The organism is Pseudomonas sp. MDT1-85 (assembly GCF_054898065.1).
The window spans coordinates 5,629,266-5,652,068 of sequence record NZ_CM142715.1 but is presented as its reverse complement, the minus strand read 5'-3'; the positions used below and the strand labels follow the sequence as shown (position 1 = coordinate 5,652,068).

Below are 22,803 nucleotides of genomic sequence, written 5' to 3'. Positions count from 1 at the left end.
TCCCGGCTCTTTAAGAGATATAACGAATGACCCTGAAGACCATCGAAGGTACCTTCATCGCCCCTAAAGGCCGCTACGCTTTGGTAGTGGGCCGTTTCAACAGCTTCGTCGTTGAAAGCCTGGTCAGCGGTGCAGTTGATGCCTTGGTTCGCCATGGCGTGAGCGAAAGCGACATCACCATCATCCGTGCGCCTGGCGCCTTCGAAATCCCGCTGGTTGCGCAGAAAGTCGCTCAGAAGGGCGAGTTCGCGGCAATCATCGCCTTGGGCGCAGTCATTCGTGGCGGTACTCCGCACTTCGAATACGTGGCGGGCGAATGCACCAAGGGCCTGGCCCAGGTGTCCATGGAGTTCGGCGTACCGGTCGCTTTCGGCGTACTGACCGTTGATTCCATCGAACAAGCCATCGAACGTTCCGGCACCAAGGCCGGTAACAAAGGTGCTGAAGCTGCCCTGTCCGCTCTGGAAATGGTCAGCCTGCTGGCGCAGTTGGAGGCCAAGTGATTAGCGACGATAGCGATCGTTTCAACCCGCGCGATCCAAAGCCTGCGGATGCCGGCAAGCCATCGAAAAGCGTCAAGCGTCGCGAAGCCCGTCAGCTCGCGACTCAGGCGCTGTACCAATGGCACATGGCCAAGCAGTCGCTGAACGAGATCGAAGCGCAGTTTCGGGTCGATAACGATTTCAGTGATGTCGACGGCGCCTACTTCCGTGAAATCCTGCATGGGGTTCCGGCTCAGAAGGACCGGATCGACGCCGCGCTGACGCCATGCCTGGACATCACCATCGAAGAGCTGGACCCGGTTGAACTGGCGGTTCTGCGCCTGTCCACCTGGGAGCTGCTCGAGCGCGTTGATGTGCCGTACCGCGTTGTGATCAACGAAGGTATCGAACTGGCCAAGGTCTTCGGTTCCACCGACGGCCACAAGTTCGTCAACGGCGTGCTCGACAAGCTGGCCCCGCGTCTGCGTGAAGCTGAAGTGAAGGCGTTCAAGCGCTGATCGGCGCTTGAACACTAAGTCTGCGCCATGGGCGAGTTTGAGCTGATCCGCAATTTCTTCGCCGCCGCGCCTTGTGCGCAAGGCGGCGAAGGCGTTGCCCTCGGGATCGGCGACGACTGCGCGTTGCTGGCTGTTCCCCCCGGGGAGCAGTTGGCGATTTCCACCGACACGCTCGTGGCCGGTGTGCATTTCGCAGACCCCTGCGACCCGTTTCTGCTCGGTCAGCGCTCGCTGGCTGTGGCCGTCAGTGATCTGGCCGCCATGGGCGCCGCTCCCATTGCCTTTACCCTTGCCCTGACCTTGCCGACGGTGACCACCGATTGGCTGGAAGCCTTCGCCCGTGGTTTGAACCTCATGGCGCAAAATTGCGGCGTGGCGCTGGTGGGGGGCGACACCACCCGCGGGCCGTTGAGCCTGACCATGACCGTGTTCGGTCGGGTGCCGGCCGGTCTGGCGTTGACCCGCAGCGGCGCACAGCCGGGCGATTTGCTCTGCGTGGGCGGTGAGTTGGGTAACGGCGCGGGCGCATTGCCGCTGGTGCTCGGCCAGCGGATGGCTGACGCGGCCATCGCTGATCCGTTGCGGGCCCAATACTGGTCGCCGCAACCGCAGCTGGGTCTGGGCATGGCGTTGCGCGGCAGAGCCACTGCGGCGCTGGACATCTCCGATGGCTTGCTCGCCGACTGCGGGCATATTGCCTTGGCGTCGAAAGTCGGGGTTCAGGTAGAGCGCAGTAAGCTGCCGCTGTCGAAGGCGCTGCTGGCCTTCCTCGGTCAGTCCGACGCTGAGCAAGCTGCCCTGAGCGGCGGTGACGATTACGTGCTGGCCTTCACCTTGCCGCCCGCCGAGTTGCCATCGTTGCTGGCGGACGGCTGGCCAATCCATGTGCTTGGGCGGGTCGTAGCGGGGCAGGGCGTGACACTGCTGGACGCCGACGGACACGACATCACCCCGCCAATCCGGGGTTATCAACATTTTCGGGAGACACCGTGACAGATCATCCCAAACAGGTCCCGGCGGAGTTCGTACCGCCGTCGGTCTGGCGCAACCCTTGGCATTTCCTGGCGTTCGGTTTCGGCTCGGGCACCCTGCCAAAAGCGCCGGGCACCTGGGGTTCGTTAGTGGCGTTACCCTTTATTCCGTTGTGGCAGATGCTGCCCGATTGGGGCTACTGGCTGATGCTGGGCATCACCATGCTGTTCGGCTTCTGGCTGTGCGGCAAGGTCGCCGATGATTTGCGCGTGCATGACCATGAAGGCATCGTCTGGGACGAAATGGTCGGGATGTGGATCACCCTGTGGCTGGTGCCGGAAGGTTGGTATTGGTTGCTCGCGGGGTTCCTGATGTTCCGCTTCTTCGACATCCTCAAGCCCTGGCCGATTCACTGGATCGACCGGCATGTGCACGGTGGTGTCGGGATCATGCTCGACGACGTGCTGGCCGGCGTGTTTGCGTGGTTGGCGATGCAAGGGTTGGTGTGGTTTTTCGTCTGAGGCGTCAAGTGAAAGAACTGGGAATAGTGCTCCGCGGGTTGCTGCTGATGGTTTTCGCGGCGTTGGGCTCGCTCGCCCGGGCGGGGGATGCACCGACGACGCCGTCCATGATTCATCTGGCCAGCGAGGCCTGGGTAGACTTTACCGCCGCCGATGGCCATGGTTTGGGTTGGGATGTGTTGCGCGAAGTGTTCGAGCCAGCGGGCGTAAAACTGGATATTCGAACCGAACCTTATACGCGCGCCATGGGCCTGGCCCAGCGTGGCGAAGTGGACGCTTGTGTCGGTTCTTATCGGGAGGAGGCGAGCGACCTGCTTTATCCTCGCTGGAATTTCGATACCGATCATATCTACGCATTGGGTTTGGCCAGCAATCCGGCGCCGACTCTGGATACCTTGGGCCGTTACCGATTGGCCTGGATACGCGGCTACCAGTACCAGGCTTATCTGCCCAATGTGCAACGCTATAACGAAGTCGTGCGGCGTACGGGAATTTTATCAATGCTGACGCACAATCGCGTCGACTATTACATTGATGCGCTGACCGAAGTCGATTACGTCCTCAGCCGAGCCAAGGCCCCGTCGGAGTTTCGCCGCACGCATGTTGCGGAATTGCCGCTCTACCTATGCTTCGCCAATACACCTCGGGCTCGCAAGTTGATGGCGTTGTTCGATCAGCGCATGGACGTGCTGGTAAAAAGCGGCCAGCTGAAACCGATTTTCGAACGCTGGAAGCAACCCTATCCGTTTGAGTCGAACTGAGCACAGATCATGCGGTTGGCGAGGACTTCCCTGTGGGAGCGAGCCTGCTCGCGATGGCGGACTGTCAGTTAACACAGATGTGACTGACGATCAGCTATCGCGAGCAGGCTCGCTCCCACAGGGGGCAGACGGGTTCGATATCAAACATTTTGATCGTTATAGCCGATAATTCAGCCTAAGCGTCTGCAGGAACGTGCTGTTACAATGCCGCCTCTGCGAATCTTCAGTACATATAGATCAGGAGCACACCGGTGCCTGTCGTTTTTGTCGCCGCTTCCAAGCTGCCAACGCCTTTTGCGCAATTCACCATGCATGGCTTTCTCGATGAAGAGAACGGGCGCGAGCACGTAGTACTGAGCCTGGGTGAGTTCGCCGACGGTGCTCCGGTACTCGGCCGGTTGCACTCCGAATGCCTGACCGGCGATGCCTTGTTCAGCCAGCGTTGCGACTGCGGTTCGCAACTCGAGGCAGCCCTGCAGGCGATCGCCCGTGAAGGCCGTGGCGTGTTGCTCTACTTGCGTCAGGAAGGTCGCGGCATTGGCCTGTTGAACAAGATCCGCGCCTATGAATTGCAGGATGGCGGTGCCGACACCGTTGAAGCCAACGAGCGTCTGGGTTTCGCCGCCGACCAGCGTGACTACGCCATGTGCCTGCCGATGCTGGAGCACCTGGGTGTGAAGTCCTTGCGTTTGATGACCAACAACCCACGCAAGGTCAAAGCCTTGACCGACATGGGCATCGTGGTTGCCGAGCGCGTGCCGTTGCACACCGGGCACAACCCGCACAACAAACTCTATCTGGCCACCAAGGCCAGCAAGCTCGACCATATGATGGGCAACGAGCATCAGGGCGAGGTTGACCGGGCGTGACCCGCGGTCAGGTACGGCGGCGACTCTCCGTCAACTGGTGGCAATACCTGGCGCTGGCCTTGGTGCCGCTGTTCGTGATCAACGGCGTATTCGGCCAAAGCGAGGCGATTCTGCCGGTGCTGGCCATGCCATTGTTCATCGCCGGTGTGGCCTCGATGTTTGTCAGCCTGAAGTTCTTTGGCGGCTACAAGCACGCGCTGATCGCCACCCAGAAAGCCCTCGACACTCCTGAAGAACCCGACGCCTGGATCGCCTTGGCCGCGAAACGCCGTGCCGCGTTTCTGGTCGCCGGCTTGCCTGCCTGGATTGGGGCGCTGGCGGTATTCGTTGGGCTTGAAGCCGTACCGCTGGTGCTGCTGGCACTGTCGACCACGGTGCTGTTCTACCTCTACCGTATCCCGCGTCAACTCGGCTGATGCGCAGTGTCTGGCTGGCGGTGTTGCTGCTGGCCGTCAGCGACTCGGCGACAGCGGTCGAGCGGGTTGTCAGTCTGGCGCCGTCGCTTTCTGAAATCGTCGTTGAGCTGAACTCGGCTGACCTTCTAGTCGGTGTGCTGGATGCCGGTGAACGTCCCGCTGAACTCAAAGACATTCCTTCAGTGGGCAGCTACGGCCAGTTGGACATGGAACGACTGCTCAGCCTCAAACCCGATTTGTTGCTGCTGTGGCCGGGCAGTGTGGGGCCGGCTCAGCGTGAGCAGCTCAAACGGCTGAACATTCCCACCTATGTCGCCGAACCTCACAACCTCGAACAACTTACTGCTCAGATTGAAGTGATCGCCAAGCAGCTCGGAAGACCGGAGCGTGGCGTTTCATTGGCCGACAATCTGCGTCAACGACTCGATTCCCTGCGCCAGCGCTATCGAAGGGATCAGCCGATACGGGTGTTTTATCAAGTCTGGGATCGGCCGCTGTACACCGTGGGCGGTGGGCAGATCATCAGCGATGCGCTGGAGGTGTGCGGGGCGCGCAATGTGTTTGCCGACCTGACGCAGCCTGCTCCGCAGGTCAGTTTGGAGGCGGTGCTGCAGCGCAATCCCGATGTGATTCTGGCCAGTGATCAGGCGCAGCTCGATGCTTGGAAGGCCTGGCCTCAGGTGACGGCGGTGGCGCAGGGGCAATTGCTGCTGGTGACGGACAAAGGCCTGGAACGGCCGAGTGGGCAGATGATCGAAGCGACTGCCAAGCTGTGCCAGTTGATCGCGCCCGACCTCTGAGACCGAGGAGCGGCCATCGCGAGCAGACTCGCTCCCACATTGGATCTGTGGCTGAGCGCGGTCCAGTGTGGGAGCGAGCCTGCTCGCGATAGGGCCGGCCGAAACACCGCTAATCTGTGGCTATAGCTCCGGCGTCCAGGTCACCCCGAATATCCACGCCCGGCCTTCCTCGCGATACCCATACTGACTGCCATCATGGCTGTACAACGCCCGGCTGTAGCCCTTGTCCAGCAGGTTATCGACCTTCAATTCCAGCTTGATCTCGCGATTCACCGCCCAACTGCTGCGCAACCCCAACAACGCATACCCGCCTAACGGCTGCTGGTTGTTCTCGTCGTCATAACTGCTGCTCACCGCTTGCCAACTGGCGCCGAGGCCGAGTCGGTCAAACTGACGATCCAGATCCAGGCTCAAAGTCCGCCGTGCACGACGGGCGAGGGTGTGGCCGCTGTTGCGATCCCGTGGGTCGATGATTGCTATGCCGAGGTTGCTTTGCCAGCCGAACAGCTCCTGCTTCAAGGCCGCTTCAAAACCGTTGATGCGTGCCGAAGCGACATTCGCCGGGCGGTTGTTGCTGCCGAAAATAATCGCGTCTTCCAGATCGGTGCGATACAGCGATGCTTCCAGGCGACTGGTCTGCGTCAGCTGACTGCGCCATTGCAGCTCGTAACTTTTCGAGGTTTCGGGCTTCAGGTCCGGGTTGCTGAAGTCCGGGTAGTACAGGTCGTTGAAAGTCGGCGCGCGGAAGCCTTCGCTGTAGGTCAACAGCACATCGTTGTCCGGGTTCAGCGGCAGGGTGAGCGTGCCGCTCCAGCTGTTCTGGCTGCCGAACTGCTGGTTCTGGTCGCGACGCAGGCCCAGTTCGGTAGAGAAACTGTCGGCCTGATAGCGATGCTGGATAAACGCTGCACGGTTCCAGCGGCTGTCTTCGTCGAACGCTGTGCTGCTGTTGATTCGGTCTTCGTACCAGTCGCCGCCGAGGATCAGGCTGTTGCGCTCATCCAGGGTCAGGTCGTTCTGCCAGTTCACCGAATCGCGGTAAGTGTTGAACACGCTGCGCTCGTCGCTGAGCTTGTCGAGCGTCTTCTCACGGTTTTCGCTATGGCCGAACTCGACGCGGGTTTTCCACCGGTCATTGATCCGCGCATCGACATAACTGCTGACGCTGCTCACAGAGAACTCGCTGTAGGGCTGCTGCTGGACCGATTCGAAGGTGTTCATGTCGAAGCGGCCGAACGGGTTGTCGAATGCGCTTTTGCCCTGGTTATCCAGCAGATTGGCACCGATTTCGATGTCGTCGGTGAGGGCGTGACTCAGGCTTAAGCTGACCGATTTATTGCGGTATTCGTCGTGATCGCCATCACTGGGCCAGGACTCGTGGGTGCGATTGATGCCTGCCGTTTCATCAAGGCTGGCGCCGAGGTTGAAGCGGGTCTGCGCGTCGCCGCCAGACAGTTCGACGCTGCGCTCCCAGCTCTGGTTGCTGCCAACCCCTACGTGCATGCGTGGTTGCAGACCCTGTTCGCCGCCACGGCGAGTGAAGATCTGGATCACCCCGCCGATCGCATCGCTGCCGTAAATCACTGAACGCGAACCACGCAGCACTTCCACGCGCTCGACCTGTTCGATGTTGATGTGTTGCAGGTTGCTGTCGCCGGAGGTCGAGTTGCCGATGCGCTGGCCGTCGACCAGCACCAGACTTTGCGCCGATTTGGTACCGCGAATGTAGACCCCCGGCAGGCTGCCGCGCCCACCGGTTTGCCCGACCTGTACGCCCGGTACCCGACGCAGCAGGTCAGTGACACTGCTCGGTTGCAGACGGTCGATGTCGTCGCGGGTGAACACAGTGTTGGCGGCGCTGCTGTCGTTGCGCGCTTCGACCTGGCGGTTGGCGCTGATCAGCACGTCCGGCAGTTTCAGGGCCTGATCGCGTTCGAAGGTATCGGCCAAGAGTTGGCCGGCCGGCAGGAGAGTCAGCGTCAGGGCAAAAGGGGAGAGTTTCATGAGCAGTCCGTTGACACTTTGGGGTGAACACAAATCAAATGTGGGAGCGAGCCTGCTCGCGAAAGCGGTGTGTCAGTCAGTATCTAAATTGACTGTCACACCGCTATCGCGAGCAGGCTCGCTCCCACAGGGGTTTTACATGTAGCCAGAGGATTAGATATTCAGCAGCTGCAGGCGCTGACGCACCGCTTCTTCGATCCCTGCTTCATCCAGTCCGCATTCAGCCAGCATTTGCGCAGGCTTGGCATGCTCCACATAGGCATCCGGCAAGCCCAGGTGCAGCACTGACTTGAGGATGTTCTCGCGGGCGAGGAACTCGCTGATCGCGCCACCGGCACCGCCCATGATTGCGTTCTCTTCGACAGTCACCAGCAGTTCGTGGCTGCCAGCGATTTCGCGAACCAGTGCTTCGTCGAGCGGTTTGACGAAACGCATGTCGACCACGGTCGCCTCCAGCTTCTCGGCGACTTTCAGTGCCTCGGTCAATTGCACGCCGAACACCAGCAGGGCGACTTTGCTGCCCTGACGGCGGACGACACCCTTGCCGATTTCAACCGGTTCGAGGTCTTTCGCGATCGGCGCATTCGGGCCGGTGCCGCGCGGATAACGCACCGCCGCCGGGCCGTTGTACAGATGGCCGGTGCTGAGCATTTTGCGCAGTTCGTTTTCGTCGCTCGGGGTCATCACCAGCATGCCGGGGATGCAACGCAGGAACGACAGGTCGAAGCTACCCGCGTGCGTCGGGCCATCTTCGCCCACCAGGCCAGCACGGTCGATGGCGAACAATACGTCGAGGTTTTGTACCGCCACATCATGCACAAGCTGATCGTAAGCGCGTTGCAGGAAGGTCGAATAGATCGCCACCACCGGTTTCGCGCCTTCGCAGGCCATGCCGGCGGCGAAGGTCACGGCGTGTTGCTCGGCAATCGCCACGTCGAAATAACGCTGCGGGAAGCGTTCGCTGAAGGCCACCAGATCGGAGCCTTCCTTCATCGCCGGGGTAATCCCGACCAGACGCGGATCGACTGCGGCCATGTCGCACAGCCATTCACCGAACACACCGGAATACTTCGGCCCACCGGCCTTCTTCGGCGCGGCGGCTGGCGCATCCACAGGTTCGAGTTTGGTGATGGCGTGGTAACCGATCGGGTCGACTTCCGCCGGCGCGAAGCCTTTGCCTTTCTTGGTGACCACGTGCAGGAATTGCGGGCCTTTCAGATCGCGCATGTTGCGCAGGGTGGCAACCAGGGTCGGCAGGTCGTGGCCATCGATCGGGCCGATGTAATTCCAGCCCAGCTCTTCGAACAGCGTGCCGGGGACCAGCATGCCTTTGGCGTATTCTTCGGTGCGACGGGCGATTTCCCAAGCGCCAGGCAGGCGCGACAGAACCTTTTTGCTGCCTTCGCGCATGCTCGCGTAAGTGCGGCTGGAAAGGATTTTCGCCAGATAGTTCGACAGCCCGCCGACGTTGCGCGAGATCGACATGTCGTTGTCGTTGAGGATCACCAGCATGTTGGCGTCCACTTCTGGCGCATGGTTCAGCGCCTCGAAAGCCATGCCGGCAGTCAGTGCGCCGTCGCCGATCACTGCAATCGCCTTGCGATCACTGTGTTGCAGGCGGGCGGCAATGGCCATGCCCAGCGCTGCGCTAATCGACGTGCTGGAGTGGCCGACGCCAAAGGTGTCGTACTCGCTCTCGGAACGACGCGGGAAGGCGGCAACGCCGTCCTTCTGGCGCAGGGTGCCCATGCGCTCGCGACGACCGGTGAGGATCTTGTGCGGATAGGCCTGATGACCGACGTCCCACACCAGCCGGTCGTCCGGGGTGTCGAAGACGTAATGCAACGCGATGGTCAGCTCGATGACGCCCAGGCCGGCACCGAAATGCCCGCCGGTCTGACCGACCGTGTAGAGCAATTCCAGGCGCAACTCATCAGCCAGGGTTTCCAGCTCGGCTTCGCCTAACCGGCGCAGGCCGTCCGGCGTGTTGGCACGGTCGAGCAGGGGCGTGGTCGGGCGCTTGCGGGGAATCTCATGAAACGTCGTGGGCATCAGGCGAATCGTTATAGGTATAAAAGATGCGGCAGTTTACCTGATGCATCGCCCCCTGCCCACGCGTTGGTTTTTTTTGGCGGATACGCCGTCAGCTGCGGCGATCGACGATGTACCGGGCCAGATCGCGCAACGGCTCGGCCGCCGCGTCAAACGGTCGCAGCGCATGCAAGGCTTGATCGCGCAGTTCCAGGGCGTAGGCCTTGGCAGCGTCGAGACCGAGCAGGGCCGGGTAGGTCGGCTTGTCGCGTGCGATGTCGGCGCCCTGGCGTTTGCCGAGGGTTTCGGTATCGCTTTCGACGTCGAGAATGTCGTCCTGCACCTGAAATGCCAAGCCAATGGCCTGTGCATAACTCTGCAGGGACTTCAGTTCGTCCTTCGCGGCATTACCGCTGGCCAGGGCGCCGAGCTTGACGCTGACTTCGATCAACGCGCCGGTCTTGTGCCGATGCATGTACTCAAGGGCTTTTTGATCGAGCTTCAGGCCCACCGAGCCGAGGTCGATGGCTTGCCCGCCGACCATGCCCGCCGGACCAGCCGCCAACGCCAGGGCGCTGACCATCTGCAGGCGGGTTTCGGCGTCGCAATTGCTCAGGCGCGGGTCGAGCAGAGCGCTGAAGGCCAGGCTCTGCAAACCGTCACCGGCGAGGATCGCGCAAGCTTCGTCGAATTTTTTATGCGTAGTTGGCTGGCCGCGACGCAGATCGTCGTCGTCCATGGCCGGCAAATCGTCATGTACCAGCGAATAAGCGTGGATCAGCTCAACCGCGCAGGCCGCGCCGTTGGCTTGCTCGGCCTTGCCGCCCAGCGCTTCGCACGCGGCGTAAGCCAGCAGCGGACGAACACGTTTACCGCCGTTCATCACGCTGTAGCGCATGGCTTCGTAGAGACGGGCAAGCTCAGGCCCCGGCGGGCTGAACAGGGTTTCCAGTGCAGCATTGACGCGGGCCTGGCTGGTCGCCGAATACGCCGCAATCATTCTGGCTGATCCGCGTCGAAGGGTTCCTCGGCCAGCTCGCCATCACGTTCGAGCAGCACTTGAACCTTCTGCTCGGCCTGAGCCAGCGCCGCCTGGCAATCGCGGGTCAGACCGATGCCCTGCTCGAAAGCGGTCAGCGAGTCTTCCAGCGACAATTCGCCGTTCTCCAGACGCTCCACCAGCGTTTGCAGGTCAGCGAGGGATTGTTCGAAATCCAGTGCAGCTTTTTTGCGGGCCATGGCGGCTATTTCCGGTTGACGTTAAACCGGCGCGACACTAGCAGAGAGAGGGAGTTGGGGCAAATAGGCGGTAATTGTAACGGAGGTGCTGACACAATGACCGGCTCTGGTAGGTTAACGCTCGACCGTTGCCAGGTGCAGACAAAAAATCTCGGCAGTGATGAGATAAATCGACGAGCATCAGGATTGCCGCAGAAGGTGGAATAGGCGAGGCATTTTTTGAGCGCTGGCGTAAACTTTGCTTACAAAATTCCAGGGTTCTGTCTCGCACGCGAGTGTTTGCGCGATGGCCTGTCGATCACCGGCCTGCGCTTTGCCAGGCATCAGGAAGGCCATGATGGCGGTGGTTTCATTAAGGGAATGAGATGTTCGAGATAGATCGCAGCAGTAAGACGCTGTTGGTGGACCAGATCCGAAGCGCGATTATTAGCCGCATTGAATCTTTTCAATGGGTTCAAGGCAGCAGGTTGCCATCGGTCAGGGCGCTGTCCAAACAACTGGGCGTCAGTAACTTTACGGTGAGCAGCGCTTACGAGGACCTCGTGGCGCAGCACATCATCGAGTCCCGACCCGGGGCCGGTTACTTTATTCTGGCGACCAATCCAGCGGGACCCCTCAAGGACCTGGACGAGTTGATCCCGCCGTCCAGCCTGCATGCGGGGTTTCTGTACCGCGCGCTGGACCCTTCCCAATACGATATTCCCGTCAGTTCAGGTTACTTTCCTCCGTCCTGGCTGGCTGAAGCTGTGCCTGTTTCTGTGACTGGACGGTTGATTCGTAACACGCTGTCTTGCAGCGTTCCGGCGCCCGCAGCGGGGAGCCAGGCGTTGCGCTCGGTGATTGCGCGCAAGTTGCGAGAGGTTCATATCAATGCCTCCAGCAGCCAGATTGTGGTGACGGTGGGCGCTACCCATGCGTTCTCGCTGATACGTAATGTCATGCTCAGACCGGGTGATTACCTGCTGGTCGAGGACCCAAGCTACTTGTTGCTGCAGTTGAAGCTGATCAAGGGGCGGGATTTCAACATCATCACGGTGCCACGATTGGGGGATGGCCCGGACCTGGAGGCCATGGAGGCCATGCTGATCAAGTACCGGCCAAAACTGTTTCTGACCCAGACCCTGATCCACAACCCCACTGGCGGCAATACATCCCCGGCCAATGGGTTCAAGATTCTTTCGCTGGCCGAGAAATATGATTTTCATATTGTTGAAGACGATATTTTCGGCTCGTTGTCTGCCAGGCAAACGCTTCGACTGGCCAGCCTGGATGGGTTGAATCGCACGTTTTACATCAGCGGTTTCAGCAAGGTGCTCAGTCCTGCCCTGCGCCTTGGGTATGTGGCGGCACCACCGGCCTTTGTCGAGCGTCTGGTGGAGCAGAAGATGTATAACTTGTTGTGCGGCTCATCCCTGGACGAAACCATCGTGACGTACACCCTGGAGTCCGGGCGCTATCAACACCATCTGGATGCCCTGCGTCAGCGGGTGATGCAGGAGCGTGTCCGGGCGCGGGAGTGGCTGGGCAAGGTCGGCGTGGTGTTTGACGAACCCGGCGTGGATGGCTTGTTTCTGTGGGCACGTTTCCCCGCGCACGTGGATATTCGCCGTCTGATTGAACGGGCCCATGACGCCCGCATCTTTCTGGCTCCAGGGTCGTTGTTCAGCAACACCCGGGACTACGATCAGTACATCCGCCTGAACGTCAGCCACTGCAATGACATCCAGTTCAAGCGTTTCATCGAGTCTCAGACCTGCAGCGAAACAGCCCGCCGAGTCACTGAACACGGCGTTTGAGATGTCCCGGGTCAGCCTGATGACAGTCGATCTAGCTGCCCGGTGGCGTTTCACGGGTGAAGGGAGGGCGGTGCATCGACTCCCGATTTTGCTGCCAGCTTCTGAAGTACTCCACCAGAGTGGCCACTTCACCCAGGTCTGCATAGGAGTAGATGACGCCATTGAGGATCTGGACTTCGTCATTATCGTGCAGTGCTTGAATGAGCGAATCCTCGACGATTTCCGAGCCGTTGACGGCCAGGCTGATGTCATCGATCCAGTACAGCGGTTTACCGTCCTGGCTCGACCATACCTGGGCGTCGGCGTAAAAAGACTTAAGCGCTAATCCATTGGTTTTCATAGACATATCGTTATTCCCAGTTCGACGGCAAACATCGCCCGCCATCTGCTGATACTTCTCTTTTTCAGACAGTTATGACTTTTTCTGCGCTCTGAAACGCAAGCGTGTGTAGTCCACCCTCCATCGGCCGTCGGCGTTCAGCAGGTCATTGGTCAGCTCCTCCGTCACCTCTTCCAGAAAACCCGCGTGGTCCTCAACTGGGAGCACCGTCAGGTAAGGGCTGCCAAAGGTTTGTATCCATTGGGCAATGGGGTAATCCAGCACTACCGGTCGTTCAAACCAGCTGATGAAGCTGACGTGAAACCCGGCGTTTTCCAGCACCTGTTGGTATTCACCGGCGGTGGGCAGGTACCAGGGGTCAATGTCTTGTGCATCGACGGATCTACGCTCGAGGGCACCATGAATCGCGTGACGGATCAGTAAGGTATTCTCGGCACCGGCGAATTCACCGACGAAACGCCCACCGGGTTTGAGTGCCATAAAGGTCCCATGGGCGACTTGATCGGCACGTCGCATCCAGTGCATGGCAGCGTTGCTGAACACCGCGTCGAACTCTTGGTGAAAGATCAGCTCCTCGGCATTCCCCAATCTCACATCCAGGCCGCGCAAACGTGCGGCTTTCACCCGTTCCGGGCTGTAGTCGAAACCCACCACGTCAGCGCCTTGCCGAGCCAATTGCTCGCTCAGGTAGCCGTCGCCACAACCGATGTCCAAGACCCGCTCGCCGGGAGTGAGGGCCAACAGTTCCACCACGCCATTGGCCAGATGAGCGACGAAACGGGCGTTGTTTTCATACTGCGAGGCGTCCCATTGTTGCAGCTCAGAGGTGGGGCGAAAAAAGCTCGAAGAAGTCATGGGCGGGTTTCCATCTGGGTGTGGAGATGCTGTAACTGCTCGGACATGGGATACCTGCAGGAGCGCGCTGGTTAGCCAGCGCGCGGTCCTGTTCAGATGCGCTTGGACAGCCAGACCAGCACGATGACGATGGCGCAAACGGCCGGGGTCAGCCAGTTCCAGGACTCGCCCATCAAGATGATCGAAAAGGCAAAAGTGAAGAACGGTTGCAGCAACTGCAGCTGGCTGATGCGCTGGATGCCACCCAGGGCCAAGGCGCGGTTCCAGGAGAAGAAACCCAGCAGGGAGTTGATCAGGGCCAGGAACAACAGGGCGGCGACGCCTTGTCCAGGCAAGTTGGCGATAGTCTGGGCGTCATAGAGCCAGAGGCTGACGGGGAGCAACACAGGCAGGCTGATGACCAGGGTCCAGCACATGACCTGCCAACCTGGCAGTTCTTTGGAAAGCGCACCGCCCTGAGCGTAGCCAAAACCGGCCAGCAGTACGGCGCCCAGCAGCGCCAGGTCGCCGATGTAGATGTCTGAAACGTCCGACTTGATGACGGTGTAGGCCATCACTACCAAGAAGCCCAAGCTTGAAACCGCCCAGAACATTTTGGACGGACGAGTGCCTGTGATGAGCGTGCCGAAGATCGCTGTGGACAGCGGTAGTGCAGCGAGTACCACGCCGCCATGGCTGACCGGCACATATTGCATGCCCAGCGCGGTGAGGATCGGAAAGCCGTAAACAATCCCCGTGGAGGTCAGCAACATCCGCTTGATTTGCGAGCGATTGGGAAACTTTGCCCGACCGATAAGCAAAAAGGGAATTGCCGCAAACGCAGCCAACACCGACCGAAAGAACCCGACTTGCAGGGCACTCAGGTCGCCAGCGAGCATTTTTGCCGCCGGTAAGGTCATGGCAAAGGCCGCGACCGAAATGAGGCCCAGGAAATAGGCTTGCAGGTCTTGATTCTTTGTTTCTTGAAAGCTGGCTACGTTGGTTTGCGTCATGGGACGTTTCCTTCTGGCTTCGTCGGTCGAGCGTCCACCCTGCGGGGGTGGACGTACACGCCGATCAGATCTGTTTGTTGTTGAGGTTGGGTTTGTCCAACGGGCTGGTGCTCAGGAAAAACACCAGGGAGGAGCGTGTGCCGCTCTCCACCTTGCGTACGCCGTGGGGAATCTCGCAGCGATTGATCAGCACATCGGCGTAGCCGGTTTTAAATTGCGATTCGCGGCCTTCATGCTCGATAAAAAACTCGCCGCCTTCGTATTGTTTGCCGAACTGGATCACCACGGAGTAGCGATATTCCAGATTGCTGTAGGTATCGATGTGTTTGCCGATGAAGTTGCCGGCTTCCAGCAGATTGGACTGGCAGCGACGGATAAAACACTCGGCTTCCATGATGCCGTTGAAGAACTCACGACTTTTACCCGAAGACAGGATTTCCACCACGCGTTGTCCGTAAGGATCATTGCGATACACGGGTAACTGGCCTTTTTGATCCTCCATGAAACGTCCCACCGCGAGAAAGTTTTCTTCGCCCACATCGCCGATTTCGATGATGGTTTTGGGGATGACCTGGCACGCCGCTTCCATGTACTCCAGCTCTTCTTGAGAAAACAGCTGTGAGGCTTTGAGGGAGGCGTAGGCGTTGTTCTTCAGTTCATGGTTCGCAGCTTGAATCGTCTCTTGCATTGCTCAGACTCCTTGAGAGGTGGACGTTGGGTACAGGCTGTTTGGGGTATTGAGAGAAGCAGGTTCCCGAGGGGTAAACGGCTCGACTACCCCTCGGCACAAATGGTCGCGAATCAAGTACAGCCCCGCCATGAACCCCCAGACTTCGAGGAACGGACCATAAGGGGAAGGCTGTTGCTCGACGCTGGCGCGATAATTGGCAATATGCCGGTAATGCACGTTGGGGCGACGGTGGTGTGCGTCGTGGTTGGGCAAGTCTTGCGGGTACACATACAAGCGCACCGGCAGATCGTAGAGCGCGCACTTCAGCACCCAGGCGGCCTGTGCGATGACCCCGCGCTCTGGCGGTGTACGGCCCTGGAAACGACCCCAGGTCAGTCGGCCATAGTGGCTTTTCTCGGTGCTCCGGGCGTCCCGGTGATAGAACCACAGGTGCTCGGTAAACAATTGCAACCACATGGAATGCTCAAACAGCACGGCGCGCGGGATCACATACATCAAGCCAAAGGCTTGCAACCCGCCTGTCGCCCACAGTAGCGTCAGCAATACGCCCCAGAAGCAGCCGCGAAACAGTGCTTCACGACGGTCAAGACGAACGAAGCTGTCAAGCAGCGTTCCACGCCATTGGCGCATCAGGTAAACGGGGCGAAAGGGCGTGCAGCAGACTCGCCACCAATAGACCGGTTCAGGCATCCCCGGGTAGAACCCTTGCTCACGGATGAAGCGCTGGTCGGGATCGGTGTCGGAGCACAACACATGGATATTGTGGTGTTCGCGTACATGGCTCTGGTTATAGGTGTCCCAATCCTGATACAGCAGCGGCGTGGTCAGAAAGAGCCTGGCATAGCGCTGCGCCCGAGCCTTGTCCTTGAGCACCGCACCGTGGGTCAGGTAGTGGAAAGTGGCTTGCATACTGCGCAATCGGTTGACCATCAGGACCCAGCCCACCAGCACCAGCACCACTGACGTACCCGTGGCAAAAGCCCCTTCCAGAACGGAGTGGCCAAGCATCACCAAAGCGATCATCACTCCCCAGGTGAACAGCAAATGAGCCACCAGAAAGCGCTCGCCGCTCTCATTCACTGCGCTCTTTAACGCCTCGGGTGCAAGTGCCTGTCCCTTGCCGGTCAGCCAGGTCCAGAAACCCTGAAAGGGCAGATGGGCATAGCTGGCACGGACATCGCCCTGTGGCCCGTACTGACAGTAGAGAGTGCATTGACCTGCACTTTCACGGGCGTTCATCAGTAAACCCTGGTCAAGTAAAGGACAGGAATGGTGCTGTACAGCCAATAGAAGGGTTGCATGCGATTGTGATCCGCACCGATAACAATGGGGTTGGTCCACTGCTGGGCAAACACCTTGCCGATGGCCGCATACTCCGCACCCTGTGCATACAGAATCTGCATCAGCTCTTCGTTGCTGCGCTGCTGGTGCCACGCCTGATAGAGCGGCAGTCGTGCACTGAAGATGGAGGCATAGTCGAGATCGTCCTCAACGATGCAGCCATTGTCCTGATGTGCCAGGCGCTGTTGTGCTTCGGCCGTCAGTGCATGCCAGCAGTCCTCGCCACCGGCGGCTTCGGCGATCATGATCGACTCGGCGTCAGGGCCGAGAACGTCCAGGATTTTTTGCTGGCTGATTCGCAATTTGTGAGCGAAGCCTTCGCGTGTTTCCTTGAGACGGTTCAGGGTACTGGCGTCAAACCCTTCAAAATCCCCGGCCGCGACGGCGATCCGTGCATCGATGCCGTGCTTTTTCAGCACTGCTTGCAGGTCAGGCAGAGTCTTGACCACACGTCCGGCCACCAGCCCGATGCCTTCGCCCAGATGCTCGAAGGTATAACGCAGGCGGCCATTCTTGTTTTCGTAGCCGTAATCAGGGCACACCGGAGAGACCAGGGTAATGGTTTCACCGGCCAGTCCCTTGGCCAGGGCCTGGGCAAAGCGCGCTACAAAGTGGGGCGCTGATTGGGTAAATGACAAGCGCTCAAAGGCCTGCTCAAGATCCACCACCAATTCGTCCGGCAGGTCACGCATGGCGGGGTACCGCACTTTCAGGGCCGGGGTCGTGGCGGTGTTGTCGTTGATGGCACACAGCAGCAAATTCAATAGCGAAGGACGGCTTTGGTTGATGTACGGCTTGTCCAGAATCAAGGTTTTCTTGCCCTGAGTGGAACGAACCTGCCATTGAAAGCCGGGAAATTTTGATTGAATGAAACGATAAAACGGCATGTAACGAGGAAGGCCCGTCTGGCCATCGTCCGAGTGTTGGAACTGGGCATAAACCGCTGACAACTTTGACACTTCGCTTTCAATGCAAAGTGCCTGTACCAAATCAGCCGGTGGCTGCTGGGAAAGTGAAATAGGTGACAGCACACGCTTGCTGATCAACTTGTGGGTGAGTTTGTTTCTGACGTAGTAATGGGCGAGAGATTGGCTCATGGGATCACCGGTACGAAAGTTCCTGATCAGCAGGCATTAGTTCAATAAGATTAATATTGACGTGTTTGGGCTGATGCAGGGCCCAGAGGATCGAGTCGGCAACATCCATCGGCTCAAGCGGCGTCAGGGTGCTGTACACGCGGTCGGCTCTGGCTTGATCGCCGGCAAATTGAACCAGGGCGAATTCTGAGCGGGTTTTACCCGGTGCGATGTTGGTCAACCGGACCCGCGCGCCCACCAGTTCGGTGCGCAGGCATTGTCCAAAGTGGTCGACAAAGGCCTTGGATGCCGCATAGACATGGCCCCCGGCGTAGTGATAATGAGCGCCAATCGAGGTCAGGTTGATAATGTGCCCGCGCCCGCTTTCTATCAGCGTGGGTAATACCGCCCGAGTGACATTGATCAAGCCGTGAACATTGGTCTCCAGCATGGTGGATATTTGAGCATCCGAGACTTCCAGTAATGTCCCTTGTCCCTGAAGTAAGCCGGCGCTATTGATGAGTTTGCTAAAGGCGGTAAATGCATCGGGAAGTTGTTTCAACTGTGTGTTGAGTGAGTCGATATCACGAACATCACAGCTTAGGGGATAAAAGCGTTCACCCAGTTCATCGGCCAATGCATTGAGGCGCTCGGTTCTGCGCCCGATCCCAACTACCTTGTTTCCCTGCTTGATCAACTTCCTGGCACAGGCCAAACCAATACCCGATGTCACTCCGGTGACAACCACTGTTTCATCAGTGTTCAATTGAAGCTCCTTTTTTTATTGCATTTTTTATCGGCAATTGGCGAACTGAGGCGTGGGTGCCTGATGAAGACCTGCAGATTAGGGAGCTTGGCGAGGGATGTACCGGTACGGCGACGGGCATGGGCAACGAACTGTATCGTTGCGCGACCATGACAGTTGGAGGCGTGTCTGTTCACGATTGAGCGCTGGCGGGGGGCGCGGACAGATCGATGCCTGACGAGAGGGTTCGCTAGGGGGAGGAACGAGGGGGCGCTTTAGCAGGCCTGGCTCGGGTAATAGAAGCCGTTATTCGATAACGGTGACATGGGCATAGGCAAATAAATCGGATCAGATTATTTTCGAAAAATCGGACTCAATCTGTCACGTCATCGGGATAACGGATCTGGTACCGAGTGCTACGCCCACCACCGGACAGGCGGTTCAGGCAGCCCTTTTCCAACAGTTCGGTCAGATGACGGGTCGCGGTGGCTTTGGAAACTTTTGCCACTGCCTGGTATTGAGCGGCGCTAATGCCATTATCGAAACCACGTTCCCCACCATCGAGCAAGCGATTCAGTACTTTGGTCTGCTCGGCCGACAGTTCAGATTCCCGGTGCGCCTGCCAGAAACGCGCCTTGCACAGTACAGACTCAATCCGCGTCATGGCCTGCTGCAAACTGCGCAACAAGGTTTGCAGGAACCACTCCAGCCACTCGGTGATATCCAGCGTGGCTTTCTGACTGGTCTCCAGCACTCGGTAATAGCCTGAACGATCATCCAGAATACTCGCCGACATGGCGTAGAAACGGATGGCCTGAGCCTCACCTTGAGCCAGGGCCAGATCAGTGATCGTTCGCGTCAGGCGACCGTTGCCATCGTCGAAAGGATGCAACGTCACGAACCAGAAATGCGCGACGCCGGCCCGCAGCAAAGGGTCCAGATCAAGCTGATTTCGGCTGGCTTCAAACCAGCTCAGGAAGGTATTGAGTTGTCGTTCAAGACCAAGGCGAGGCGGTGCCTCGAAGTGAACAATTGGCCTGTCGAGTCGCCCCGAAACCACTTGCATGGGCTCGTCGCCGCGCAGGGCACCGACACGGATCGACCGGGCGGCAAGATCAGTGTCTTGCTCGGGAAACAGCCATTTATGCCAATCCAGCAATCGCACCAATGTCAGTGGTTCAGCGAAAAGCCGGGTGGCGTCGAGCATCAATTGCGCCAAGCCTTCGCTGCGCTGGTTAACTTTATCGCCATCAACCTGTTCCAGCCCCAGTCGTCGCGCCAACGACGAACGAACCGAGCCGATATTCAACTGTTCGCCCTCAATCGCCGACGAGGTCACGATGTTCTGCAACAGCGCATCCAGTTCACTTTGCGCGCTTAACGAACTGCCTGCCGAACTGGCCATACCCATCAACCGGCCCTGCGCCTGAACGCAGTCGCGCAAAAGTAGCGTCAAGCGCTCGGCTTGCCATTGGAAATTCGGCCAATCAGGCTGCTGCCAGATCCAGTGATGTGCCATGGAGTCGGTGCTCTTGGAATGAGTGAGCCGATTAAAAATGCTATTCGGCTCATATAGTGAGCCGAATATGACGTCTATTCGGCTCACCGTCCAGTTGTCGGACAGCATGTCGCCTCACGTGCGGCTGTGACTGAATCACGCAACATCGAGGTATGGACTCGACTCCATTTGCAAAGGCCTGGATACTAAATGGAAGAGAACTGCTGTAGTGGGGTGGTCGGCCTGGCTACTGGTCAATCGGTCAAAGCATATTCAGGAATGTATTTTTCAGGCAATTGAAAAGCCGGCATTGTGATCAATGCCAGTAGTTAAGCGAGTAAACCGCTTTTCGTAGGAGCCAGGCTTGCCGGCGAAGGCGCTCTTAAGGGCGCCTTCGCCGGCAAGCCTGGCTCCTACATCGGCATAGGTATTTGAAAATCAATAACTTGTCGTTTTTATAAAGTCTTCGCCATCTCAGGCCTGAAACTATTGGTAGTCAGCCGTTTGAGCGCAATATCAAGCGCTTGATCGTCGAACAGCCTGCTTTTGCGAGCGGCAGCACCGGCTCCGCCATCCCAATGCTTCAATGCTTCGCGCACGGCAGGAACAGTCGGGGAAACCTCTTCCTGACTCAGCAACCAATCGACTGTTGCCAACAATTCCATGCCGAAGGGTGACTCGAAGCCATCGATCAACTCGGCGGTATGCTCCAGGGCTTGGGAATACGCCTTGGCCTCTGTTTTGAGATAGGTTTGCAGAAAGGCTTTGCGGTCTTCGTCAAACCAGATCACGTCACTAATCCCCGCATCACTAATCCGTTTGTCGCAATGCAGATAGCTGCCATCTAGATTATTGAGCAGATGCTCCAACCGATTGGCATACGGTCCATATTTATGAGCAACAAACTTAAGATTCAGCGGATTTTCGGTGTCCGGCAGCTTTTCTATGGCGCGTTCAAGGAACCAGGCGAGCTTCTGAATCTCGAGCAGGCTGCATTCCATGCCCAGAACCCAGTAGCGTCGAACCAATTCAGCAATGAGTGCGCGAGCAGGTGTGAGTTCTTCCACGCCGCTACGTTTGGCGACATTCAAATACCGATTGGAAGGTTCGAACACCAGCACATCTACATCCAGATCACTTAAGACTTCAACAATCTGTTCGCGAACTTCTGGCCATTTCAAACCACCATTACCCGCACCTAGCGGTGGAACCGCTACGGACTTCACATGGTTTTCAATCAAAAAGCGACGCAGATCGTGTAAGCCTTCCGTTATCCATGCCATCTGCGACGGTGATCGCCAGTGACGTTTGGTAGGGAAATTTACGATCCAGCGAGGACCTTCCAGTTCGTTGACTGCCGTTACGTGAACCTTGCCTGTCTCTACCTCGCCAGCCTTGCAGGCCGCCGAATACAGACGGTAGTTCTCCGCGAAGCGCTCTTTAAACATCAGCGCGATACCTTTGCCCATCACACCCACGGTATTCACCGTGTTGACGAGGGCTTCGGTGTTGGCTTCCAGAAGGTTGCCTTGGGTAAATCTGATCATTGGAAATACCATCCCGGACGCGCATGAACGGACAACGTCAGGCCTCTGGCGGCGACGTCTTGTTCTATGCGTTCTTTCATTGCATCGGTGTAGCACATGATGCCAAGGAGTCCTGTAATCGGTAGGTGATGGTGAATCAGCGCTTCGGCTTGATAACGCTCCATTTTTCGAGGGTCATCAGGATCACGTTTGAAGTCGCGTCGCTGAAGGATAGACCAATCGATCTCGCCGAGATTCGCCAGATCGCTGTAATAGTCTGTCCAATCCGGGTAGGCATGTGCGTTTGTGAAGACAAACGGTAGGCCAAGCTGTTCGACGCGGTACAGGCTTGAGACCAGAATCACGATCTCGTCGTTGCTGCGCTGCTGAACACTCCACCCGGAGTGAATGTTTTTTATCATCACAGAGAAAGGGGTGAAATAGAAGGGTACGTAGTCGGCCAATACCCCTCCCGGAGCAATGAGCACAGGGCGAGATCGGCGCTTGTCGATCAACTCGGTATTGCCAATATTCACGTACTGCGGTGCCTGCACATCCGAGTTTGCGCAATGCAGACCGTTGTCCAGAATCCAGGGCAGGTTATCGCGGTGGACGATACGCCAAATCAGAGCCTTCTCTGGATTCAGTCTGCTGTAATTCATTGATAAAACATTCTCTGATTCACGCCGGTGAGTACAGTAACACCGGCCTCGCGCATTTTAGCCGCGCAGAGTGCTTCAACTTCCTCGTTAGGAGTGAAAACTTTGAAGAAGACGTTGGGTTTAACAACGCCAGGCGCTAGGCATTCCGCCATGCAGATGCTCTTGCAATGAGCGTCCTGGTATTCGCGGGTGTTCATGACCTCCCACTCGATGGTTTCGAAACCCTCGTCGTAATCGAGTAACTGGATTGAATCACTAGCCAGTGGATGGCACGGAATAACTTTCCAGCCGTTTTGTTTCGCAATTGATCTGTAAACCGAGATCAGGACGAATTTGGCATCGGGTCTATGGCGTTGCACGCTTCCATCAAATGGATTTGCAGCAAACCAATGAAAGGGTACGTAGCGGTCAAGTTTTAGGGCTTGACGCTTTTTCAGGATTTCACTGTCTGCTACGTCTTTGAAATCAGTGAGATCGGCGCGAGGTTTCAGACCTTCCTGAAAAATGCCATCCAGGTTTTCAATCGAAGTGAGGTGGTAGAGAAGCTTTTGTTCCTTGATATTTCTGGCGTCCGGCATGATGGTCTCCTTGACCTGCACATCTGTCTAAGCTGGCTTCAGTCCTACTCCTTGTTCGTGTTAGCAGCGATCTTCTGAGTAGAACGTAGT

24 protein-coding genes are annotated in these 22,803 nt (G+C 58.0%); 9 read left to right on the top strand and 15 right to left on the bottom strand.

Annotated features, from left to right (window positions below; all coding sequences use genetic code 11):
- The first annotated feature begins 26 nt into the window (after positions 1-26).
- From ribH to ACYZT2_RS25395, 8 genes are all read left to right on the top strand, one after another.
- On the top strand, positions 27-503 hold the full coding sequence (ribH, locus tag ACYZT2_RS25430; RefSeq protein ID WP_003228649.1) for a 6,7-dimethyl-8-ribityllumazine synthase: 477 nt from the start codon (positions 27-29) through the stop codon (positions 501-503).
- Positions 500-1,000, top strand: coding sequence for a transcription antitermination factor NusB (nusB, locus tag ACYZT2_RS25425; protein ID WP_461968362.1), 501 nt, complete (start codon positions 500-502; stop codon positions 998-1,000). Before ribH ends, nusB begins: the two co-directional genes overlap by 4 nt.
- A 27-nt stretch (positions 1,001-1,027) precedes the next feature.
- A complete protein-coding gene (thiL, locus tag ACYZT2_RS25420) occupies positions 1,028-1,993 on the top strand; it encodes a thiamine-phosphate kinase (RefSeq protein ID WP_461968360.1) in 966 nt (321 codons plus the stop codon).
- Complete coding sequence (locus ACYZT2_RS25415) at positions 1,990-2,493, top strand: phosphatidylglycerophosphatase A family protein (protein ID WP_008073949.1); 504 nt, start codon at positions 1,990-1,992, stop codon at positions 2,491-2,493. Before thiL ends, ACYZT2_RS25415 begins: the two co-directional genes overlap by 4 nt.
- 47 nt (positions 2,494-2,540) lie before the next feature.
- Entirely contained in the window at positions 2,541-3,254 is a 714-nt protein-coding gene (locus ACYZT2_RS25410) for a substrate-binding periplasmic protein (RefSeq protein ID WP_461973264.1), read from the top strand.
- 251 nt (positions 3,255-3,505) lie between these two features.
- Positions 3,506-4,123 carry a GTP cyclohydrolase II gene (ribA, locus tag ACYZT2_RS25405; RefSeq protein ID WP_007906827.1) on the top strand — a complete coding sequence of 206 codons (618 nt, stop codon included), beginning with the start codon at positions 3,506-3,508 and terminating at the stop codon, positions 4,121-4,123.
- Positions 4,120-4,539, top strand: coding sequence for an MFS transporter (locus ACYZT2_RS25400; protein ID WP_095054591.1), 420 nt, complete (start codon positions 4,120-4,122; stop codon positions 4,537-4,539). The genes ribA and ACYZT2_RS25400 overlap by 4 nt, the downstream gene beginning before the upstream one ends.
- A complete protein-coding gene (locus ACYZT2_RS25395; protein WP_461968357.1) occupies positions 4,539-5,339 on the top strand; it encodes a cobalamin-binding protein in 801 nt (266 codons plus the stop codon). Before ACYZT2_RS25400 ends, ACYZT2_RS25395 begins: the two co-directional genes overlap by 1 nt.
- Positions 5,340-5,459: 120 nt before the next feature.
- Here the strand turns inward: ACYZT2_RS25395 and ACYZT2_RS25390 are convergent, their stop codons facing one another.
- The 4 genes from ACYZT2_RS25390 to ACYZT2_RS25375 all read right to left on the bottom strand — a co-directional run bounded on the left by ACYZT2_RS25390 (position 5,460) and on the right by ACYZT2_RS25375 (position 10,613).
- On the bottom strand, positions 5,460-7,343 hold the full coding sequence (locus ACYZT2_RS25390) for a TonB-dependent receptor domain-containing protein (RefSeq protein ID WP_461968355.1): 1,884 nt from the start codon (positions 7,341-7,343) through the stop codon (positions 5,460-5,462).
- A gap of 153 nt (positions 7,344-7,496) precedes the next feature.
- The gene (gene dxs, locus ACYZT2_RS25385) at positions 7,497-9,395 is read right to left on the bottom strand and encodes a 1-deoxy-D-xylulose-5-phosphate synthase (RefSeq protein WP_461968353.1); all 1,899 of its coding nucleotides are present in this window, start codon (positions 9,393-9,395) and stop codon (positions 7,497-7,499) included.
- Between the two features lie 91 nt (positions 9,396-9,486).
- A complete protein-coding gene (ispA, locus tag ACYZT2_RS25380; protein WP_461968351.1) occupies positions 9,487-10,374 on the bottom strand; it encodes a (2E,6E)-farnesyl diphosphate synthase in 888 nt (295 codons plus the stop codon).
- Positions 10,371-10,613: an exodeoxyribonuclease VII small subunit gene (locus tag ACYZT2_RS25375; protein WP_007894317.1), complete on the bottom strand. Its 243-nt coding sequence runs from the start codon at positions 10,611-10,613 to the stop codon at positions 10,371-10,373. The genes ispA and ACYZT2_RS25375 overlap by 4 nt, the downstream gene beginning before the upstream one ends.
- A 365-nt stretch (positions 10,614-10,978) precedes the next feature.
- Between ACYZT2_RS25375 and ACYZT2_RS25370 the strand changes: the two genes are divergently transcribed.
- Positions 10,979-12,409, top strand: a complete 1,431-nt coding sequence (locus tag ACYZT2_RS25370; RefSeq protein ID WP_461968349.1) for an aminotransferase-like domain-containing protein — start codon at positions 10,979-10,981, stop codon at positions 12,407-12,409.
- A 31-nt stretch (positions 12,410-12,440) separates the two neighbouring features.
- On the opposite strand, the gene ACYZT2_RS25365 is transcribed toward ACYZT2_RS25370, so the two are convergent.
- From ACYZT2_RS25365 to ACYZT2_RS25315, 11 genes are all read right to left on the bottom strand, one after another.
- Positions 12,441-12,755, bottom strand: coding sequence for a hypothetical protein (locus tag ACYZT2_RS25365; RefSeq protein WP_461968347.1), 315 nt, complete (start codon positions 12,753-12,755; stop codon positions 12,441-12,443).
- Between the two features lie 66 nt (positions 12,756-12,821).
- Positions 12,822-13,604, bottom strand: coding sequence for a methyltransferase domain-containing protein (locus tag ACYZT2_RS25360; protein ID WP_461968345.1), 783 nt, complete (start codon positions 13,602-13,604; stop codon positions 12,822-12,824).
- Positions 13,605-13,696: 92 nt separating this feature from the next.
- Positions 13,697-14,596, bottom strand: a complete 900-nt coding sequence (locus ACYZT2_RS25355) for a DMT family transporter (protein WP_310660370.1) — start codon at positions 14,594-14,596, stop codon at positions 13,697-13,699.
- A 64-nt stretch (positions 14,597-14,660) separates the two neighbouring features.
- Positions 14,661-15,284 carry a 2OG-Fe(II) oxygenase gene (locus ACYZT2_RS25350; RefSeq protein ID WP_305447061.1) on the bottom strand — a complete coding sequence of 208 codons (624 nt, stop codon included), beginning with the start codon at positions 15,282-15,284 and terminating at the stop codon, positions 14,661-14,663.
- A 3-nt stretch (positions 15,285-15,287) separates the two neighbouring features.
- Positions 15,288-16,526: a hypothetical protein gene (locus tag ACYZT2_RS25345; protein ID WP_461968342.1), complete on the bottom strand. Its 1,239-nt coding sequence runs from the start codon at positions 16,524-16,526 to the stop codon at positions 15,288-15,290.
- On the bottom strand, positions 16,526-17,725 hold the full coding sequence (locus tag ACYZT2_RS25340; protein WP_461968340.1) for a hypothetical protein: 1,200 nt from the start codon (positions 17,723-17,725) through the stop codon (positions 16,526-16,528). The genes ACYZT2_RS25345 and ACYZT2_RS25340 overlap by 1 nt, the downstream gene beginning before the upstream one ends.
- A gap of 4 nt (positions 17,726-17,729) precedes the next feature.
- A complete protein-coding gene (locus ACYZT2_RS25335; RefSeq protein ID WP_461968338.1) occupies positions 17,730-18,470 on the bottom strand; it encodes an SDR family NAD(P)-dependent oxidoreductase in 741 nt (246 codons plus the stop codon).
- A 352-nt stretch (positions 18,471-18,822) separates the two neighbouring features.
- Entirely contained in the window at positions 18,823-19,968 is a 1,146-nt protein-coding gene (locus tag ACYZT2_RS25330) for a Fic family protein (RefSeq protein ID WP_461968336.1), read from the bottom strand.
- Positions 19,969-20,402: 434 nt separating this feature from the next.
- Entirely contained in the window at positions 20,403-21,494 is a 1,092-nt protein-coding gene (darG, locus tag ACYZT2_RS25325) for a type II toxin-antitoxin system antitoxin DNA ADP-ribosyl glycohydrolase DarG (RefSeq protein ID WP_461968334.1), read from the bottom strand.
- Complete coding sequence (darT, locus tag ACYZT2_RS25320; protein ID WP_461968332.1) at positions 21,491-22,135, bottom strand: type II toxin-antitoxin system toxin DNA ADP-ribosyl transferase DarT; 645 nt, start codon at positions 22,133-22,135, stop codon at positions 21,491-21,493. Before darT ends, darG begins: the two co-directional genes overlap by 4 nt.
- A complete protein-coding gene (locus tag ACYZT2_RS25315; RefSeq protein ID WP_461968330.1) occupies positions 22,132-22,713 on the bottom strand; it encodes a DarT ssDNA thymidine ADP-ribosyltransferase family protein in 582 nt (193 codons plus the stop codon). Before ACYZT2_RS25315 ends, darT begins: the two co-directional genes overlap by 4 nt.
- Positions 22,714-22,803 lie beyond the last annotated feature (90 nt).

Coding starts and splice junctions, on each gene's coding strand:
- ACYZT2_RS25395 (WP_461968357.1), top strand. CDS start 4,539: ATGCGCAGTGTCTGGCTGGCGGTGTTGCTGCTGGCCGTCAGCGACTCG.
- darT (WP_461968332.1), bottom strand. CDS start 22,135: ATGAATTACAGCAGACTGAATCCAGAGAAGGCTCTGATTTGGCGTATC.
- ACYZT2_RS25370 (WP_461968349.1), top strand. CDS start 10,979: ATGTTCGAGATAGATCGCAGCAGTAAGACGCTGTTGGTGGACCAGATC.
- ispA (WP_461968351.1), bottom strand. CDS start 10,374: ATGATTGCGGCGTATTCGGCGACCAGCCAGGCCCGCGTCAATGCTGCA.
- ACYZT2_RS25350 (WP_305447061.1), bottom strand. CDS start 15,284: ATGCAAGAGACGATTCAAGCTGCGAACCATGAACTGAAGAACAACGCC.
- ACYZT2_RS25355 (WP_310660370.1), bottom strand. CDS start 14,596: ATGACGCAAACCAACGTAGCCAGCTTTCAAGAAACAAAGAATCAAGAC.
- ACYZT2_RS25365 (WP_461968347.1), bottom strand. CDS start 12,755: ATGTCTATGAAAACCAATGGATTAGCGCTTAAGTCTTTTTACGCCGAC.
- ACYZT2_RS25340 (WP_461968340.1), bottom strand. CDS start 17,725: ATGAGCCAATCTCTCGCCCATTACTACGTCAGAAACAAACTCACCCAC.
- ACYZT2_RS25315 (WP_461968330.1), bottom strand. CDS start 22,713: ATGCCGGACGCCAGAAATATCAAGGAACAAAAGCTTCTCTACCACCTC.
- ACYZT2_RS25330 (WP_461968336.1), bottom strand. CDS start 19,968: ATGGCACATCACTGGATCTGGCAGCAGCCTGATTGGCCGAATTTCCAA.
- darG (WP_461968334.1), bottom strand. CDS start 21,494: ATGATCAGATTTACCCAAGGCAACCTTCTGGAAGCCAACACCGAAGCC.
- dxs (WP_461968353.1), bottom strand. CDS start 9,395: ATGCCCACGACGTTTCATGAGATTCCCCGCAAGCGCCCGACCACGCCC.
- ACYZT2_RS25390 (WP_461968355.1), bottom strand. CDS start 7,343: ATGAAACTCTCCCCTTTTGCCCTGACGCTGACTCTCCTGCCGGCCGGC.
- ACYZT2_RS25410 (WP_461973264.1), top strand. CDS start 2,541: ATGGTTTTCGCGGCGTTGGGCTCGCTCGCCCGGGCGGGGGATGCACCG.
- ACYZT2_RS25360 (WP_461968345.1), bottom strand. CDS start 13,604: ATGACTTCTTCGAGCTTTTTTCGCCCCACCTCTGAGCTGCAACAATGG.
- thiL (WP_461968360.1), top strand. CDS start 1,028: ATGGGCGAGTTTGAGCTGATCCGCAATTTCTTCGCCGCCGCGCCTTGT.
- ribH (WP_003228649.1), top strand. CDS start 27: ATGACCCTGAAGACCATCGAAGGTACCTTCATCGCCCCTAAAGGCCGC.
- ACYZT2_RS25375 (WP_007894317.1), bottom strand. CDS start 10,613: ATGGCCCGCAAAAAAGCTGCACTGGATTTCGAACAATCCCTCGCTGAC.
- ACYZT2_RS25345 (WP_461968342.1), bottom strand. CDS start 16,526: ATGAACGCCCGTGAAAGTGCAGGTCAATGCACTCTCTACTGTCAGTAC.